Source organism: Cupriavidus sp. IDO, assembly GCF_000812465.1.
GTDB lineage: Bacteria > Pseudomonadota > Gammaproteobacteria > Burkholderiales > Burkholderiaceae > Cupriavidus.
Window position 1 is genome coordinate 1 of the sequence record NZ_JWMA01000080.1, and the last position, 17,504, is coordinate 17,504.

Here is a 17,504-nt window from a genome sequence, read left to right on the forward strand (position 1 = left end):
GGTTCAGCACCTGATTGACCGCAGATTCGGCCGGCGCGGTTGAGATGGGCTTGTTTTGACGATGTCGTGCTCCGTAATTGATTGTCGCCCCGCCATTCACATCGACATATGCAACAAGCTCTCGGGCCCGGTAGTCCAGCTGTGCGAGGCTGTCGGCAACGCCAGGCGTTTCAGGCACGATCACCCGACAGATTGTCAGGATGCCCTGCATCCGATTTTTGGCCTTCTCGAGCTTGGCATGCCAGAAGCACCAGCGAAGTTTTTCGATGCGGGAAATCAACACACGTCGAGCAGCTTTTTCCGTTTCCGTGCTAGCACGCATGCCCTTAACAATCTGCTCAAGATATCTCACGCGCATCGAAATATGAAACCAGTCGAGCACAGGCGTGCACGAAAACGGCAGTCGGTCGGCGATGGGCTGAAGTCCATTGGAGCCATCGGTGATGACAGACAGCCGCGGACGATCGGTTCTTGATGCCGCTCGTACGAAGGCGGCGAGACGCTCGGCAATATCCGGCAACTTGTTTCTCACGAATGCGAATACGTGGGAAGCCTGGTCTTTGGCCGTCAGACGCCCCGTCAGAACTTCAAAGCTCGAACATTCTGATTTGCGCCGGCCTCGAACGAAGCCTCCATCTATAGTCAGAGTCCATTCCGTATCCTCGCTAGAGGTTTGGTGCATCACCGGCTGAACAGCCTCGATGCGTGTACCCGCCCGTAGCGCCCCACTTGCATGGCCACATGGTTCAGCGTCTTTCGAACAGGTAGGAACTCGCGCATCATTGAGACGACCTGCCGATAAGGCATCTGTGCCGACAGCTTGGCTTCAAGCGCGAGCAACTCGCTGGTCGCGCGCTCCGGGACGTACTCCGTCATCGGGCTATACGGGAACTCCATTGGGAGGGTGTCCCGCACGGACAGCAAATAATCCGAGCACTGCGAAACGGCACGGTACCAAAAACTGTGTCTACCTTGCGAATCCGTCGATCTTTGAGGTCGAGGAAACGGTGACAGCGAGTGCAAAATCGTCGCAGCATGCAGACTTCTTCAGCCTGCATTGCCACCATTATCTTTTGCAGCTCGTGCAGTACGTCTTTCCCTTCAGCCAGTGACAGGCCGACTTTCGCCGGTTCAAGTTCGCGATAAGGGCGGTCAATCTTGCAGATCTCAAATGTGGCAGTTTCGCCATAATCCGTGGTGACCTCAACGCGAATGGTGATTTTCATCTTGGTCTCCGGCGGACGCGATCTGCCGGAATCCTATGTGCCCTGCCTTCAACCCCCAAGGTTTTTAACGCTCCCTCTCACGAAACGTGAGTTAGCGCGTGGCCGTACTGCTGAGAGCTCACCTGCTCCATCCACTCCACCGCCGTCCCCTCCAGCACTTCAGCAATAGCGATGTGTGCCATGGTGACTGAGCCTGTGGCGCCGTGCCAGTGCTTGGTGTTCGGCGGAATCCAGACAAGGTCGCCAGGGCGGATTGTCTGGGCCGGCTCGCCCCATTGCTGCACAACGCCGACACCGGCGACAACCAGGAGCGTCTGGCCCAATGGGTGACTATGCCAGGCCGTCCGTGCTCCCGGAGCGAATGTGACCGTCGCCCCGCCGACGCGTGCCGGCGCTTCGGCCTGGAAGTGCGCATCGACTCGGACGCTCCCCGTGAAATAGGCAGCCGGCCCTTCACCGGACGATTGTTGGCAGGGCTGTGTCACTGTAATCATGTTGGATAGCTTCGGTTTGTTTCGCAGCGATGATGGAAATAATCGACTCGGTTCGAATGATGCGGGACGTCCAAATGACGCATTCGGATCGCCTCATGAAAATGCTTGCGCATGACACGCTCCGGACTGAACAATAGCGGAGGCATTCATGAAATGCCTTCATAGCTCCATACAGGCCGCAGGCCGCTCGCCTGCCTGGCTCGAGTCGCAAAAGAAAGCCCGTCCATGCCCCGCCATAACCTGAACGACCTGCTTGCATTGATCACCGTTGCCAAGGAACGCAGCTTCACGCGCGCGGCCGCCCGGCTTGGCGTCACGCAGTCGGCGCTAAGCCACACCATCCGCGGCCTGGAAGCCAGGTTGGGCGTACGGCTGCTGACCCGGACCACGCGCAGCGTGTCTACGACCGACGCCGGCGAATGGCTGATCCAGTCGCTAGGTCCAAAATTCGAGGAAATCGAAGCGGAGCTGTCCGCAGTGGCCGAACTTGGCGATCGGCCGGCGGGAACGATCCGCATCACGTCCGTCGACCATCCGATCGATGCCATCATCTGGCCACGCCTGGCCAAGGTGCTCCCGCAGTACCCCGACCTGAACGTCGAACTGACCGTCGACTATGGACTCACCAATATCGTCGGCGAGCGATATGACATTGGCGTGCGCTTTGGCGACCAGATCGAGAAGGACATGATTGCAGTGCGCATCAGCCCCGACGTGAAGATGGCCATCGTCGGCACCCCTGCGTACTTCAAGGGCCGTGACAAGCCCACCACGCCGCGTGACTTGCTGGCCCACCGATGCATCAACCTGCGGCTTTCCACGAGCGGTGGGCTCTATGCATGGGAACTGGCCAAGGGAGCCAAGAAGCTGCAGGCGCGCGTGGAGGGCCAGGTCATCTGCAACAGCGTCAACCAGATGCTGAATGCCGCGCTGGACGGCTTCGGACTGACGTTCCTGCCCTGGCCCATGGTCCAGCCCTACGTGGAGGCGGGACGGCTGGTCCGGGTGATGGAAGACTGGTGCCCGACCTTCCCCGGCTACCACGCGTTCTATCCAAGCCGCCGCCAGTCCTCGCGCGCCCTCAAGATCGTCATCGACGCCATCCGATACCGCCCGGAGGGCGCACGCTAGGCTGGCGCAAGCTGGTTGCGGATCGGCAGCGAGCGGATCCGCTGGCCAGTGGCCGCGAAGATCGCATTGCACAGCGCCGGCGCCACCGGCGGTACGGGCGGCGGATCGCCCACGCTGCCAGGCGGCTGGATACCGTCGAGAGTAGGTTTGCCGCGCGCGGTCTATGAATGCTCCTCATAAGGGCATCCACTATGGATGGGCTAGTCGCGCGAGCCGCTTCTCGCGAAAATATGGCCAATGGAAAAACCAGTTTTACATCAGGCAGCGCCCTCCTCGCCCCATCTCGACGCCAGACAGCCCGGCGCTTCAACCCGGCACCATTCCGCAGATCGCTCCGCACATCCGCAGGCCCACTGGAGCGGCGTCTTCGCGATGACGCTCTGTGTCTTTGCATTGATCGCATCGGAGTTCATGCCGGTGAGCCTGCTGACCCCGATGGCAGCGGACCTGCATGTCACGGAAGGCATGGCAGGCCAGGGCATCGCGATCTCCGGCGCCTTTGCCGTTGTCACGAGCCTCTTCATTTCGACGCTGGCCGGCAGCATCGACCGCAAGACCCTGCTCCTCGGGCTCACAGGCGTCATGGCATTGTCTGGCGCCATCATCGCGGTGGCACCGACGTACTTCGCCTACATGACCGGACGCGCGCTGATCGGTGTGGTTGTCGGAGGATTCTGGTCGATGTCGGCAGCCACGGCCATGCGGCTGGTGCCGGCGCACCAGGTGCCACGGGCGCTGGCCGTCTTCAACGGCGGCAATGCACTGGCCACCGTCGTAGCCGCGCCGCTCGGCAGCTATCTGGGCGCGATCGTTGGCTGGCGCGGGGCGTTCTATTGCCTGGTGCCGGTTGCCTTGTTCGCCCTCGCCTGGCAATGGATCAGCCTGCCCGCCATGCCGGTGGCGTCCCGTAGTGAAAGGTCGAGTCATGTATTCACCCATCTGCGGCGCCCTGTGGTGGCGTTCGGCATGCTGGCGGCGGGTGTGTTTTTCTCCGGGCAGTTCACGCTGTTCACCTACATCCGGCCATTCCTCGAAACCGTGACGCGGGTTGATGCATCGACGTTGTCCCTGATCCTGCTGGCGATCGGCATGGCCGGATTCGTCGGCACCATGTTGATCGGGACAGTATTGAAGCGCGCGTTCTACATGACGCTCATTGCCATTCCGTCATTGATGGCCGCCATCGCCCTGGCGCTGGTCGCCTTTGGTCACCATACCGCTGCCGTCATCGCGCTGCTGGCGCTATGGGGTCTGGTAGCCACGGCGGCACCCGTCGGGTGGTGGAGTTGGATCACCCGCACGTTCCCGCACCACGCCGAGGCAGGCGGAGGCCTTATGGTGGCCGTCGTCCAGCTCTCCATCGCAATGGGTTCCACGATTGGCGGCGTGCTGTTCGACACCCTGGGCTATCGCAGCACGCTCGAAGCTAGCGCCGCGCTGTTGCTGCTCGCAGCCGGCCTTGCATTGATGACGGCTCGTGCCGAGACCGCACAGGCCACCTGAGAAAATCTTTAGGAGAATCTTCCATGACTATCCATGCCTATGGCGCTCACGCCGCCGATCGTCCGCTTGAATCCATCGGCATCACTCGGCGCGCACCGGGTGCGCACGATATCCAGATCGACATTGCCTATTGCGGCGTGTGCCATTCCGACATCCACCAGGTGCGTTCGGAATGGGCTGGCACACTCTATCCATGCGTGCCCGGACACGAGATCGTCGGCCGCGTTTCGGCAGTTGGCGCCCATGTATCGGCCTTCGCGATTGGCGATCTGGTCGGCGTTGGCTGCATCGTCGACAGTTGCAGGCACTGCGCCGACTGCGACGATGGGCTGGAGAATTACTGCGACCACATGGTTGGCACGTACAACGGACCGACCGAAGACGCCCCAGGCCACACGCTCGGGGGCTATTCTCAGCAGATTGTCGTGCATGAACGCTACGTGCTTCGCGTTCGCCATCCGGAGGCTGATCTCGCGGCTGTAGCGCCGCTCCTGTGCGCCGGTATCACGACGTATTCGCCCCTGCGCCATTGGAACGTCGGCCCCGGGCACAAGGTTGGCGTCGTGGGCATTGGCGGCCTCGGGCACATGGGCATCAAGCTGGCTCATGCAATGGGCGCGCGTGTGGTGGCCTTCACTACATCGGAGTCGAAGCGACAAGACGCCCTGGCGCTGGGCGCACGCGAGGTAGTGGTGTCCCGTAATGAGGAGGAAATGTCGTCGCGCGCTGCGAGTCTGGACTTCATCCTCAATACCGTCGCGGCTCCGCACGACCTCGATCCCTTCTTTGCGCTACTGAAGCGCGATGGAACAATGGCGCTGGTCGGCGCCCCCGCCACACCTCACCCATCGACCCAGGTATTCAACCTGATCATGAAGCGCCGCAGTCTGGCCGGCTCCATGATTGGGGGCATTCCTGAAACGCAGGAGATGCTCGATTTCTGTGCTAAACACGCCATCGTGGCCGACATCGAGAAGATTCGCGCTGACGAGATAAACCGGGCGTACGAGCGCATGCTCAGGGGAGACGTCAAGTATCGATTTGTCATCGACTGCGCGTCGCTTGCTGCCTGATTGCTGCCGAGTCGGACGGTCACGCCGATTGCGCGTCAGAGACCGAGTTTTCGTTCGCTCATCCACGTGCGGGGGCAGTGAGCGAGCGTTACTGAACGCTCGGCGCCGCGGAAAGGCGCTGCGCCCGAGCAGCCGCCCATCAGGTGGAAGAACAAGGCTTTGGCATCGTTAGCCAATATGATCGTAGGCGGATGTCCGCTGGCGGGCGGATGTGTGTCCGCCATGGGTCGGTCAGAGACGATGGCATTTTCGGCGCATGCATCCGTCCGACAGCCAGCCTCTGCCATTCGACGCAGTCCATGCGAACGGCCGAAATGGCCATGGACGCAGCCACAGGCCAACCGCGGTGCCGGCCATCGTTAGCGTCATGCTCAAGCGTACCAGTACCATCTGGTCGCATCCCATCGTTCGGCGGCGCCGGCGCCACACTGGCGCTCCTACCGAAAAGGTCATATAAACCATAGCATACGGAAGGTTATCCGCCTGGCCGCGCGGCTTTTGCTCCACTTTTAAGTTGGCTCGCGCACGGACTGGCGCCTGGTTTAGGTATTCGAATATCCAGGCACGACGGAGGTATGCTATGCGGCAACCCAAGATCGTCATCGTCGGCGCAGGACTGGTTGGCGGGTCGGCGGCCTTGTTTGCAGCGGTAACCATCCCGAGCGCAGAGATCGTCATCATCGATGTTGCGCGAGTGCGGGCCGAAGGGCAGGCGCTGGACCTCGCCCACGCTGTAGCATTCTGGGGACACAACCGCTTCTATGCCGGTGATTACGAGAACGCGCGCGACGCGGACATCATCGTGATCACCGCCGGCGTCGGTGTGAAGCCAGGGCGGACTCGTCTGGACCTGGCCAAAACCAATGCGGGCATCGCGGCGGAGATCGTGGATCGCACTGCACCATTGGCCCCGGATGCGATCTACGTCATCGCGACCAACCCCTGCGATGTGTTGGCCGCCGTCGTTTTTGACCGCCTGCGCTGCGCGCGGGAGCGCGTTATCAGCACCGGCACCTCCCTCGACACCGGGCGACTGCGATCGCTTCTCTCCGAGCGGCTGGGCGTCGTGGCGCCTGGGATTCACGCCTACGTTCTCGGCGAACACGGCGAATCCGCGGTGATCGACTGGGCCGGCGCGACGGTCTCCGGCATGCCCCTCGAAACGTTCCTGGCCAAAAGCGGCAAGGAGCTGGGCCCTGCCAGCCGCGATCTGATCCTGCGCTCCGTGCACGAGGCTGCCAAGCTCATCAAGGAAGGCAAGGGCGCGACCCACTATGGGATCGCCAGTGCGATTGGGCGAATTTGTCAGGCCATCGTGCACAACACCGACCTCATTCTCACGGTCGGCATCGTGCATGCCAAGGTCGAAGGCGTACCAGAGGTATGTTTGTCGCTGCCGATGGTGGTCAATGGCGGCGGAGCGCAGTTACTGGCGTATCCGGAACTCAACCCCACCGAGCGCGAGGCCCTGCGGCGCAGTGCTCGCATCGTCAAGGAGGCAACCGACAGCGTGCTCCAGAACCGGTAGGGACATTGCGCACGCTCCGGACAAACTGAACAACGCCGCCAGGAGTTAATCATGGATGTATCACCCGCTAAGGCTCCGCCGCCCACAAGCTCAACCGCGACGAAATCGGCGCCACCGGTAGGGCATCTCAGACATCTCTGGAAATTTCTCGTCCCGGTGGGCATCGGCATCGTCCTCTGGTTCCTGCCGGCGCCGGCCGGCCTCGAGACGAAGGCGTGGCACATGTTCGCCGTGTTCGTCGCCACCATTGCCGGCATCATGACCGCCCCTCTGCCGATGGCGGCGGTAGCCATTATCGGCGCGACGGTGGGCGTGTTCGTTGGCGTCGTGTCCTTTGCCGATGTCACCAAATCCACCGGCACGGACCTCGTCTGGCTGGTGATGCTCGCCTTCTTCATCTCCCGAGGCGTGATAAAGACCGGCCTGGGGCGCCGCATCGCACTTCTGTTCATGCGGCTGTTGGGTAAGCGAACCCTGGGACTACGGCATCGGCTCCGGTCCGGTCATGTTCGGCGCCGGCTATGTCACCCAGGGGGAATGGTGGAAGGCTGGCTTCCTGATGAGCCTCATCTACATGGTTGTCTGGCTGGTCGTCGGCCCGCTTTGGTGGCAGCTCCTCGGGCACGTTTGAGACGGTACGGGGCTCTCGTTTGATACGCTGGGAACATTAAATAACTATTTCATCTTGATCATCGTTATTGGGGATCGGTATGCGAGTCGTAGTACTGGGCAGTGGTGTCGTTGGCGTAACGAGCGCGTACTATCTCGCGCGTGCAGGCCACGAAGTGACGGTCATTGACCGCGAGCAAGGTCCGGCGCTCGAGACCAGCTTTGCCAATGCCGGGCAGATTTCACCCGGTTACGCAGCGCCATGGGCAGCGCCCGGTGTGCCACTGAAAGCGGTCAAGTGGATGTTCCAGAAGCACGCGCCGCTCGCCATCCGGCCTGATGATGCGGACAAGCAGTTCCAGCTTCAATGGATGTGGCAGATGCTGCAGAATTGCACAGCCGAGCGATATGCCATCAACAAGAATCGCATGGTTCGGCTTGCCGAGTACAGTCGCGACTGCCTGAAGGCGCTACGCTCGGATACCGGCATTCAATATGAGGGCCGCACAGGTGGCACGCTCCAGGTATTTCGCACACAGCAGCAGCTAGACGGGGCAGCCAAAGACATCGCGGTGCTAAAGGAGGCCAACATTCCATATGAGCTTCTGACACAGTCCGAACTCGCGCGCGCTGAACCAGCGCTTGCTATCACGGCACACAAGCTGACGGGCGGACTGCGCTTGCCGGGCGATGAAACCGGTGATTGCCAGTTGTTCACCACGCGCCTCGCCACCCTCGCAGCAGAGGCCGGCGTAACCTTCCGCTACAACACTCCGGTTGACGCGCTGGTTGTCGAAGGTGGCAAGGTTGTCGGGGTACGGCACGGCACCAGGCTCGTCCATGCTGATGCGTTTGTCGTGGCTTTTGGCTCGTACTCGACCCATTTTCTTTCTGGAATCGTTCGAATCCCGGTATATCCGCTCAAGGGTTACTCGATTACAGCCCCCATCATTGACGAGAGTCGCGCTCCGGTTTCAACCGTGCTTGACGAGACCTACAAGATTGCAATCACGCGTTTCGACAAACGCATTCGTGTTGGCGGCATGGCCGAGATTGTGGGATTCGACAAACGGCTGAGGGAGACGCGAAGGGAAACCCTGGAAATGTGTGTCAATGATCTGTTCCCGGGCGGCGGAGACACCACCAAGGCTTCATTCTGGACCGGCCTTCGCCCGATGACACCAGACGGCACACCCATTGTCGGAATTACTGCCTTGCCCAATCTTTATCTGAACACCGGCCACGGTACGCTTGGCTGGACGATGTCCTGCGGTTCGGCCCAGCTTCTCGCGGATCTTGTCTCTGGCAGACAACCGGCTATTCGCCACGACGACCTGAACGTCTTTAGGTACACCGGTGAACCGGTCGCACCGACCAACTTCGAATTCAATTAATCGACGCATCAAGTCATCGGCATCCGCTGGCAACATCGCTCTCAGCAACTTCTCCGGCGCGATGCTCGGGCGGCCGCCCTTAACGTCCGCCTCATACATTTCGGCGAACAGCCGGTCCATTTTCGCCAGCGCCTGATTGACCATCGAGCGGATCGGGCGCAGCGGATGTGACTTCGGTACAAATGGGCATCCCTTCCCGTGCGCGGGTTACTCGAATGCGGTCGCCCAGTTGATGAAATGGTGCGAATCGTCGCGCGCGAAGGTGGCGTCGGATCAGGGCGTGGTCGCGGCAGGAGACCGGTGCCGAGAAGAAGGGAAGTCAGCGTGGAGGCCGCTCGCCAGGTTATTTCATGAAAGTGAAATTATACGCCGCAACGCTGATGGCTGTCCTCTAGTCCGAGGGGGAACGGCCTCATGCCAGCCAGCATTTGCGTTCGTAGGTCAAACTTGGCGATTAATTGCATTTAAGTGTCCGAATCGTCGTCCAGCTGTTGTTGAAGATCGTCATTCGTGCGAGCCGCGCTCATCATTCTTGCGAGCGTAGCTTTTCAGTGCAAAACAATCGTGAAGTGTAGTAATGATGTTCCGTTTGGGTAGTAAAGTTGATACGCGCCCTGATGCGCCCATTTCACCGTCTCACGACTCTCCTTTAATGCTGCAGTTCGGGGAGCACGTGTCCCCTCCGCTCCTACTGTCACGCGGCGACAAGGCGGTCCGGCTTTTTGTTCAGCGCCTTAGATTCCAGCTATTTAGGCCATGACGCGCGAGAACGCTCCTTTTACTGAACGAGATCGAAGCCGCGTAGTCAGTGTGAAGCGTAGTAAAGATGTGACCAGGCGACGGACCTGCGATCGGATCAACATTACTTCTCGCAGGCGGATGGTAACAACATTACTACTTGAAAAATCGTAGTAATGTTAGTACGGACGAATCGCTAAGTTGTTGATTTTCCGGATTTTTCACTCAGATTTGGAGGAGCATCTCTACTACACTTCACGCCAGGTGATTCACTCACGTACCGGCTCGGGTAGGCGCTCATCAGGATGCTCGCGGCATCGCTCGATGCCGCGCGAGCGCAGCAAAAACGGACCGAAAGCAATCACCACCTGCGGGCATTGTCCCGGCAGATATCGCGTCTCGGTCCGCCACTGATCGCTACTCAATCCACCGCTTGATGGCGTCACCCATCACGTTCGCCGAAATGCCATAGCGATCGTGCAATGTGGGCAGCGCCCCGGCATCCAGGAACGCGTCCGGCAACCCCACCTGCCGAAACGGCACAGAGATGCCAACTTGCATCAGCGTCGTCGCCACCGCTTCCCCGAGGCCGCCGATGACGGTGTGGTTCTCGGCGACCACCACCAAGCGCCCTTTTCGCCTGGCCTCGCGCAGGATGGTCTCGGTGTCCAGCGGCTTGATGGTCGGCACGTGCAGCACCGCCACGCCGATGCGATCCTTCTCCAGCACCTTGGCCACCTCCAGCGCGCGCATGGTCATGATGCCCGACGAGATCACCAGCACTTCGGCGCCGTCGCGCAGCAGCTTGCCCTTGCCCAGCTCGAACTTGTAGTCGTACTCGTTCAGCACCACCGGGACATTGCCGCGCAGCAGGCGCGCGTACACCGGCCCGTTGTGGGCGGCAATGGCCGGCACCATCTGCTCGATGTCGATGGCGTCGCACGGGTCGATTACGGTCATGTTTGGCATGGCGCGCATCAGCGCCAGGTCTTCGGCGGCCTGGTGGCTGGGGCCGTAGCCGGTGGTAAGCCCTGGCAGTGCGCAGACGATCTTCACGTCGAGGTTGTCTTCAGCGATGGTCTGGTGCATGAAATCATAGGCGCGCCGCGTCGCGAAGACCGCATAGGTGGTGACGAAGGGCTGCGCGCCCTCATGCGCGAAGCCGGCGGCGGCGCCCATCAGGAGCTGCTCGGCCATGCCCATCTGGTAATAGCGCTCCGGGAAGGCCTGGGCAAAGAGATGCAGGTCGGTGTACTTGCCCAGGTCGGCAGTCATGCCGATCACGTTCTGCTTGTGCCGGCCCAGTTCTACCAGGGCGTGGCCGAACGGGGCCGATCTTGTCGCCTGCCCTTCCCCGGCGATAGAGGCGATCATCGCCGAGGTCTTCAGCTTGGGCCTGGCGCCGGTGGCGTTGGCGTTGGCGTTGGCGTTGGCGTTGGTGGGGTTGGTTTTGCTCATGCTTGTCTCCCGGCTTCCAGGGCCTGCAATGCGAGTTGCCATTCGTGGGCATCCACACGGATAAAGTGGTTCTTCTCGCGCTGTTCGAGGAACGGCACGCCGCACCCCATGCGCGTATCGCAGATGATCATGCGCGGCTGCGCGCCGCGGTGCTCGCGCGCCGCGCGGAAGGCGGCGGCCACGGCGTCGATGTCGTTGCCGTCCACGCGCTGCGTGAACCAGCCGAACGCTTCCAGCTTGGGCACCAGCGGCTCGAACGCCATGATCTGGGTGGAGGGACCATCGGCCTGCTGGTTGTTGACGTCGACCACGGCGATCAGGTTGTCCAGCTTCCAGTGGGCGGCAGAGAGGATGCCCTCCCAGATCGCCCCCTCATCCAGCTCGCCGTCGGAGAACAGCGTGTAGACGAAATTGTCCGAGCCCTTGCGCTTGAGGCCCAGGCAACGGCCCACGGCAATGGTCAGCCCCTGCCCCAGCGAGCCGCCGGACATCTCCATGCCGGGCGTGTAGCTGGCCATGCCCGACATCGGCAGGCGGCTGTCGTCGCTGCCATACGTCTCCAGCTCTTCCGCAGGCAGGATGCCGGCTTCCAGCAGCGCCGCGTACAGCGCGATGGCGTAGTGGCCGTTGGACAGCAGGAAGCGGTCGCGCCCTTCCCATTTGGGGTCTTGCGGGCGGTAGCGCATGGCGTCGAAGTAGGCCACGGCGAGCACGTCGGCGATATCGAGCGCCTGGCCGATATAGCCCTGGCCCTGGACTTCGCCCATCAGCAAGGCGTTGCGGCGGATGCGGTAGGCGCGTTCCCGCAAGGACACGGCCTTGTCGGTGGTAGCTTGTTGCATGGTGTCTCCTGCAAACGATTTGAGTTTCAAAGAAGGGGGTATCAGCGGTTCACGGACCGGGCCGGTACCAGGAAGACCAGCATCGCACCGAAGACGACGGTGGCCGAGATAAACACCAGCCCGGCGGTGGACTTGCCGGTCAGGTCGTTGAGCCAGCCCACGATGGCGGGCGAAAAGAAGCCGGCCAGGTTGGCCACGCAGTTGACTGCGGCAATCCCCGCTGCGGCTGACATGCCGCCCAGCAGTGCGGTGGGCAACGCCCAGAACTGCGAGGACGAGGCCAGGATGCCGGCCGCGGCGATGCACAGGCACACCAGCGATGCGCTGACACTGCCCAGCATGGGCAAAGCGGCAAACCCGGCGGCGGCGACCACCATCGGCACGATCAGGTGGAAACGGCGCTCGCGGTGGCGGTCTGCGCTCATGCCGACCAGCGGCAGGGCCACGATGGCGCACAGGTACGGCAGCGCGGTGTAGATGCCCACCCACAGCGGATCGGCCACGCCGGCCTTGCGGATGATCGTGGGCAGCCAGAAGGTCAGGCCGTACTGGCCCAGCACCACGCAGAAGTAGATCCCGGCCATCAGCCACAGCCGGCGGTCGCCCATGAAGGCGCGGATGGACATGTGTTGCGTCTTCTGCGCATTATCGCCTTCGATATTGCGCTTGAGCAGCGTCTTCTCGGCGTCGGTGAGCCAGTGCGCCTGGTCGATGCCGTTGTCCAGGTAGAACAGGATGGCCACGCCCAGGAACAGCGACGGCAGGGCCTCGATCAGGAACAGCCACTTCCAGCCGGCCAGGTCGCCCACGCCGTGGAAGGCATGCAGGATGTAGCCCGACAGCGGCCCGCCCACGATGCCCGCCAGCGGGATCGCCATGAAGAACAGGGACAAGGCCTTGGCGCGGCGCTCCGACGGGAACCAGTAGGTCATGTACAGGATCACGCCGGGCGCGAAACCGGCCTCGGCCGCGCCCAGCAGGAAGCGCAGGATGTAGAACTGGGTTGGCGTACTGACAAAGGCGAAGCAGGCGGAGATCACGGCCCAGGTCAGCATGATCCGCGCCAGCCAGCGCTTGGCGCCAACCTTGTGGAGGATCACGTTGCTCGGCACTTCAAAGATGAAGTAGCCGAGGAAGAAGATGCCGGCGCCCAGGCCGTAGATGGTCTCGCTGAACTGCAGATCGCTCAGCATCTGCAGCTTGGCAAAGCCGACATTGACCCGGTCCAGGTAGGCGCCCAGGTAGCACAGCATCAGGAACGGGATCAGCCGCTTCACCACCTTGGCGTAGGTGCGGGTCTCGAAGGTGGCGGAATCGGCGTGCAGCGTCGCTTCGCCGCCGATGGGCGAAGCCGCGTATTTGGTCTTCATCGGTTGTCTCCTGCCTGGTTGCGCCGCGCCGCGGCGCACCGGCTGTCAGATGTTCCGCCTCTGCGGGCGGCTTGACTTGAATTTAGTGGATCAGCATGCCGCCATTGACGTCGAGCGTGATGCCGGTCAGGTAGGCCGACATGTCGCTGGCCAGGAACACGCAGGCATTGGCCACGTCGGCGGCATTGCCCAGGCGGCCCAGCGGGATGCCCTTGATGATGTCGGCGCGCATCTCGGGGGTGAGCTTGTCGCCGGTGATATCGGTCTGGATCAGGCCCGGCGTGATCGCGTTGACGCGGATCCCGTCCGGCCCGAACTCGCGCGCCATGGCGCGCGCCAGCCCCAGCACGCCGGCCTTGGCTGCGCTGTAGTGCGGACCGCCGAAGATCCCGCCGCCGCGCTGCGCGGAGACTGACGACATGCAGACGATGCTGCCGCGCTGTTGCTTGCGCATCTGCGGCAGCACGGCCTGCGACATGTACAGGGTGCCGCGCAGGTTCACGTCCAGCACGGCGTCGTAGTTGGCGGCCTGGATATCGAGCGTGCGCACCGGCTGGGTAATGCCGGCATTGTTGACGAGCGCGTCAATGCGCCCATAGCGCAGCAGCACGGCCTGGACCGCGCGCTCGCAGGCGGCCTTGTCCGTCACATCGCAAGCCAGCCCGAGGTGCTGGTCACCCAGCTCGCCGGCGGCGGCTTGGGCGTCTTCCAGGCGCAGGTCCAGGATGACCACGGTGGCGCCCTGGGCTGCAAATGCCTTGGCGGTGGCTTTGCCGATACCGCGTGGGGAGGCCGCGCCCGTGATGATGACTACGTTATTCTCGACCAGCATCTTTGTCTCCTTTGACATTGGATTTGATGGGTCGAGTGTTGTCGCTGGCCGCCTTCCGATCAACGCGGTCTGACTCAGCTATTGCTGAGAAATTTTCAGGTAATGCGGGAGGGCTTCAGGGCGGGCGCCGCGGGCGGCACTTCCCTGACCCGGACTGCCGCCTCTGGCGCTCAGCGCGGCGCCGGCAACTGGCGCTCCATCCAGGCCAGGAAGCGCGCCACGCGCGGCAGGTCGGCGTTCTGCGCGGGATAGACGAGATGGTGACTGCCAACCTCGATCGCATGGGCGTCGTCGAACACCGGCACAAGGAAACCCTTACCGATCAGAACCGACGCCAGCAGCGTGCTTTCCAGCGCCACCCCAAGCCCCAGCGCCGCTGTCTCGAGCGACATATACGAGCGGTCGAAGGTGAAATCGAACGTCTTGTGGGCGGCCGGGACGCCGAACCTCGCAAACCATTGCTGCCATTGGACAAGGGGGGTCTCCGAATAGATGAGGCGGTGCGCGAGCAAATCAGCCGGTGATGATATCGGATGCTTGGCGAGGTAGGCCGGCGAGGCGAGCGGCGCAATGGTCTCCCGGCGCAGGGTCTTGACCTGGATATCGCGCCAATGTGCATAACCGTGGCGGATGTCCACGTCGTAGTACCCGCTCGTGAAAGAAACGTCCTCATAGGAGCAGGACAGATTCAACTGGATGTCATCATTGTCTGCCTGGAACGATTCCAGCCGCGGTAACAGCCACATCAGGCCGAAGCTGGGACTCGAATGGACCCGGAGGATCTCGACGTTCGCCGGGCTGGAAGCGCGCTCGGTCGCGCGATTCAGGTCAGCAAGCACACCCGTGATGTCCCGCAGGTACTGCTCACCCACAGGCGTCAGGACCAGTCCACGTCCCTGTCGGAAGAAGAGCGCCTGGCCGAGCGCCTCCTCGAGATTGCTGATCTGGTGGCTGACAGCGGATGCCGTCAAGCCCAACTCCTCCGATGCCCGGCTGACGCTCTTTGTTCTGGCAACGCTCTCGAAGGCGATGATTGCCTTCACAGGTGGAATCCGCATGGCTTGGGGGGATGGCTGGTGGATCGGGCCAGAATTGCGCCGCGAAATTGCGCGGTCCGATCACGCTCATGAACATCCGGGGATTCTACTTCGACTCGATGAAACCTCGGTCCGCTACCGGGGGCACACATTCAGATTTGCGAATGCGACCATCTGATCAGCACCCCTCGACGTCCTCGGCCGACATCCGGACATGCCTTGCTCCCGACCGATTCGGCCGGTCGCTCTCGTGCTGCAGCTCGGCAAGCTGCAGCCCTCCCTCACGCACGAGGACCTGCTGGCCTATGAGCGCTTCCTGGCCGATCCGCAACCGGCCGCGTGCTGGGTCCTGGCCGGGAGCAAGAAGCTCGCGCGCACCCACCCGGACTGGCGCCCGTTTGCCGGGCCGCTGTCGCCCGCCAGCGTGTGCCAGGCGATGGGGCCAGCTGCCCAGCCCTTCCCCAGGACCGGATAGGCGGGTACCAAACGTCACATCCTGACCCAGTACGCGAAACGGTTACCAGGTCTCCCACTTCAACTTGGATACCGTCAACGACGTATTGACGGGCTACGACCATCACTGGCCGCTGTGTTTAGCCTCTGGCGAATATCGCTTGCATCCTTCCCTCTCGTTGAGCATCGGCCCGGGCTGCAACGGCGACAGAAAACGTCGACGACGGGCGTAGACCGCTTTTTTCCTGCGCTATTTCACTGCAATGACCTCCGAGAGTAGGACCGCTACCGTGACAGCCACGCCGCAGGCTGTGCTCAAGTCAGAGCAGCCTCCCATAGTCGCATCTAGGCAGGATTTGCCTGGTCCAAGGCGCATCCCGGGTGAATTGGACCGGACAGGAAGTGGGACAAGTGTGCCCGGAGGGACGCAATATGGGCACCGCTGCCTTGCACGGTCCGGGGCACGGGGCAATGACTCCGGCACCAATTGCGAAGCGCCGTTCCGAAGGGTTGCATCGTGGTCAGACATGGCCGTCAATCCGAAATCCGCACAACTCTTTGCTCTGCTGGCCCAAAACTGCACTTCAAGACTTCGACGAGCAACGAAGCCCCTCGCAGAGCCTCTGCACCGAAGCAGGCCAAAAGGCCGTGCATGCCACGTAGGCGCGGCTGGCATCTTTCAGAGGAAATTCGCAGGTCTTCCTCTTGAAATTTGGCTGCGCACTTACTATTTTATTTTCGCTCAGGCAGTCGCGACGTTGCGCGCTGCGTGTTTCTGTTTGTTTGCCAGCAGCTTGGCAGGCGGGTGGGAGCGCGTATGCCCCGTCGCCTCCTTGCTGTGTCTAAGGAGGATACGACCATGAGTGATCTCTTCTTTGGAACCGACCTCTTCAACGAACTCGACCGCATGCAAAGGCAAATGGCGAGTTTGTTCGGCGGTTTTATCCAGCCTCCGCTCCGGCCGCTTCGGGGCATTTCCGCCCGTCAATATCGGTACCACGGACGACTCCATAGAAGTCGTCGCCTTCGCACCGGGCATCAAGCAGGACAAGTTCGAGGTGTCGATCGACAAGGGCCTGCTAACCATCAGCGGCGAGCGTGAAGCGGCGTACTCGGAGGACGATCCGGAGGTTCGGCCGTATGCGCAGGAGCGATTCGTCGGCACGTTCCGGCGCGTCGTCGAACTACCGCAGAGCGCCGACCCCGACAAAGTCCAGGCGCGCTATGCCAACGGCTGTCTGTCCATCAGTGTTGGCAAGCGGGAAGCCTCAAAGCCTCGGGCGATCACGGTCCAATAACGCCAGGAGAATGCCATGAACGAGACGACCCAAGTGGTTGAGCGCGACCGGAACGCATTGGCAAAAAGCCAGGAGGACAGGTCGGCACCGACGATGACCCTGCTCCCCGCAGTCGACATTGTCGAGGATAGCAGTGGCGTCACCCTCTGGGCTGACCTTCCGGGTGTGACCAAGGACAAGCTCGAGGTGAATGTCCACGATGGCAACCTCCATATCGAGGCGGAAGCGGTCGTGCCCACACCTCCCGGACTGCGAGTGCAACACGCGGAGATTCGCCAGCCGCACTTTGCGCGCGCTTTCTCACTGAGCCCCGACCTTGACGCGTCGAAGATCGAGGCCAATTTGCAGGACGGCGTGCTGAAGCTGACGATTCCGCGTCGCGATGAGGCCCGTCCGCGCCGGATTGCAGTCACCGTGGCTTAGCGCGTCTGCGGGCCGCCAACGGTGGCGCCTGCGCGGGCGCCGCCGTGCCCTGGCGGATTGTGTTGGACAGTCCATCGCCACATCCTGCCGCGCCG

At 62.1% G+C, this 17,504-nt stretch carries 13 protein-coding genes and 4 pseudogenes; 9 read left to right on the forward strand and 8 right to left on the reverse strand.

All coding sequences use genetic code 11. The annotated features are described in order from the left end of the window. Both RM96_RS37490 and RM96_RS22515 read right to left on the reverse strand, forming a co-directional pair. Positions 1-1,226: pseudogene (locus RM96_RS37490) on the reverse strand (ISKra4 family transposase); the annotation flags it as partial. A gap of 77 nt (positions 1,227-1,303) precedes the next feature. Further along, complete coding sequence (locus tag RM96_RS22515) at positions 1,304-1,720, reverse strand: (R)-mandelonitrile lyase (RefSeq protein WP_082016666.1); 417 nt, start codon at positions 1,718-1,720, stop codon at positions 1,304-1,306. 225 nt (positions 1,721-1,945) lie between these two features. Between RM96_RS22515 and RM96_RS22520 the strand changes: the two genes are divergently transcribed. The 6 genes from RM96_RS22520 (at position 1,946) to RM96_RS22545 (ending at position 8,958) form a co-directional block, all read left to right on the forward strand. Beyond that, entirely contained in the window at positions 1,946-2,851 is a 906-nt protein-coding gene (locus RM96_RS22520) for a LysR family transcriptional regulator (protein ID WP_039013819.1), read from the forward strand. Between the two features lie 372 nt (positions 2,852-3,223). Further along, on the forward strand, positions 3,224-4,354 hold the full coding sequence (locus tag RM96_RS22525; RefSeq protein WP_039013820.1) for an MFS transporter: 1,131 nt from the start codon (positions 3,224-3,226) through the stop codon (positions 4,352-4,354). Positions 4,355-4,377: 23 nt separating this feature from the next. Then, complete coding sequence (locus RM96_RS22530) at positions 4,378-5,427, forward strand: NAD(P)-dependent alcohol dehydrogenase (RefSeq protein WP_039013821.1); 1,050 nt, start codon at positions 4,378-4,380, stop codon at positions 5,425-5,427. A 580-nt stretch (positions 5,428-6,007) separates the two neighbouring features. After that, positions 6,008-6,955, forward strand: a complete 948-nt coding sequence (locus RM96_RS22535) for a lactate/malate family dehydrogenase (protein WP_039013823.1) — start codon at positions 6,008-6,010, stop codon at positions 6,953-6,955. 51 nt (positions 6,956-7,006) lie between these two features. After that, the gene (locus RM96_RS22540; protein ID WP_238587370.1) at positions 7,007-7,609 is read left to right on the forward strand and encodes an anion permease; all 603 of its coding nucleotides are present in this window, start codon (positions 7,007-7,009) and stop codon (positions 7,607-7,609) included. A gap of 56 nt (positions 7,610-7,665) precedes the next feature. Next, positions 7,666-8,958: a D-amino acid dehydrogenase gene (locus tag RM96_RS22545; protein ID WP_039013824.1), complete on the forward strand. Its 1,293-nt coding sequence runs from the start codon at positions 7,666-7,668 to the stop codon at positions 8,956-8,958. A 30-nt stretch (positions 8,959-8,988) separates the two neighbouring features. Here the strand turns inward: RM96_RS22545 and RM96_RS37500 are convergent. The 6 genes and pseudogenes from RM96_RS37500 to RM96_RS22570 form a co-directional block, all read right to left on the reverse strand. Further along, positions 8,989-9,141, reverse strand: a pseudogene (locus RM96_RS37500) (IS5/IS1182 family transposase); the annotation flags it as partial. A gap of 972 nt (positions 9,142-10,113) precedes the next feature. Beyond that, a complete protein-coding gene (locus tag RM96_RS22550; RefSeq protein WP_052279665.1) occupies positions 10,114-11,154 on the reverse strand; it encodes a transketolase family protein in 1,041 nt (346 codons plus the stop codon). Beyond that, the gene (locus tag RM96_RS22555; protein ID WP_039013825.1) at positions 11,151-11,996 is read right to left on the reverse strand and encodes a transketolase; all 846 of its coding nucleotides are present in this window, start codon (positions 11,994-11,996) and stop codon (positions 11,151-11,153) included. The genes RM96_RS22550 and RM96_RS22555 overlap by 4 nt, the downstream gene beginning before the upstream one ends. Positions 11,997-12,037: 41 nt before the next feature. Then, a complete protein-coding gene (locus RM96_RS22560; protein ID WP_039013827.1) occupies positions 12,038-13,366 on the reverse strand; it encodes an MFS transporter in 1,329 nt (442 codons plus the stop codon). 82 nt (positions 13,367-13,448) lie between these two features. Then, positions 13,449-14,198, reverse strand: coding sequence for an SDR family NAD(P)-dependent oxidoreductase (locus tag RM96_RS22565; protein WP_039013828.1), 750 nt, complete (start codon positions 14,196-14,198; stop codon positions 13,449-13,451). Between the two features lie 170 nt (positions 14,199-14,368). Next, the gene (locus tag RM96_RS22570) at positions 14,369-15,256 is read right to left on the reverse strand and encodes a LysR substrate-binding domain-containing protein (protein ID WP_039013830.1); all 888 of its coding nucleotides are present in this window, start codon (positions 15,254-15,256) and stop codon (positions 14,369-14,371) included. A 229-nt stretch (positions 15,257-15,485) separates the two neighbouring features. On the opposite strand from RM96_RS22570, the pseudogene RM96_RS22575 reads away from it, so the two are divergent. The 3 genes and pseudogenes from RM96_RS22575 to RM96_RS22585 form a co-directional block, all read left to right on the forward strand. After that, positions 15,486-15,674, forward strand: a pseudogene (locus RM96_RS22575) (tyrosine-type recombinase/integrase); the annotation flags it as partial. A gap of 873 nt (positions 15,675-16,547) precedes the next feature. Further along, a pseudogene (locus RM96_RS22580) lies at positions 16,548-16,986 on the forward strand (Hsp20/alpha crystallin family protein). Positions 16,987-17,001: 15 nt separating this feature from the next. Further along, the gene (locus RM96_RS22585) at positions 17,002-17,409 is read left to right on the forward strand and encodes an Hsp20/alpha crystallin family protein (RefSeq protein ID WP_039013833.1); all 408 of its coding nucleotides are present in this window, start codon (positions 17,002-17,004) and stop codon (positions 17,407-17,409) included. Positions 17,410-17,504: the final 95 nt, after the last annotated feature.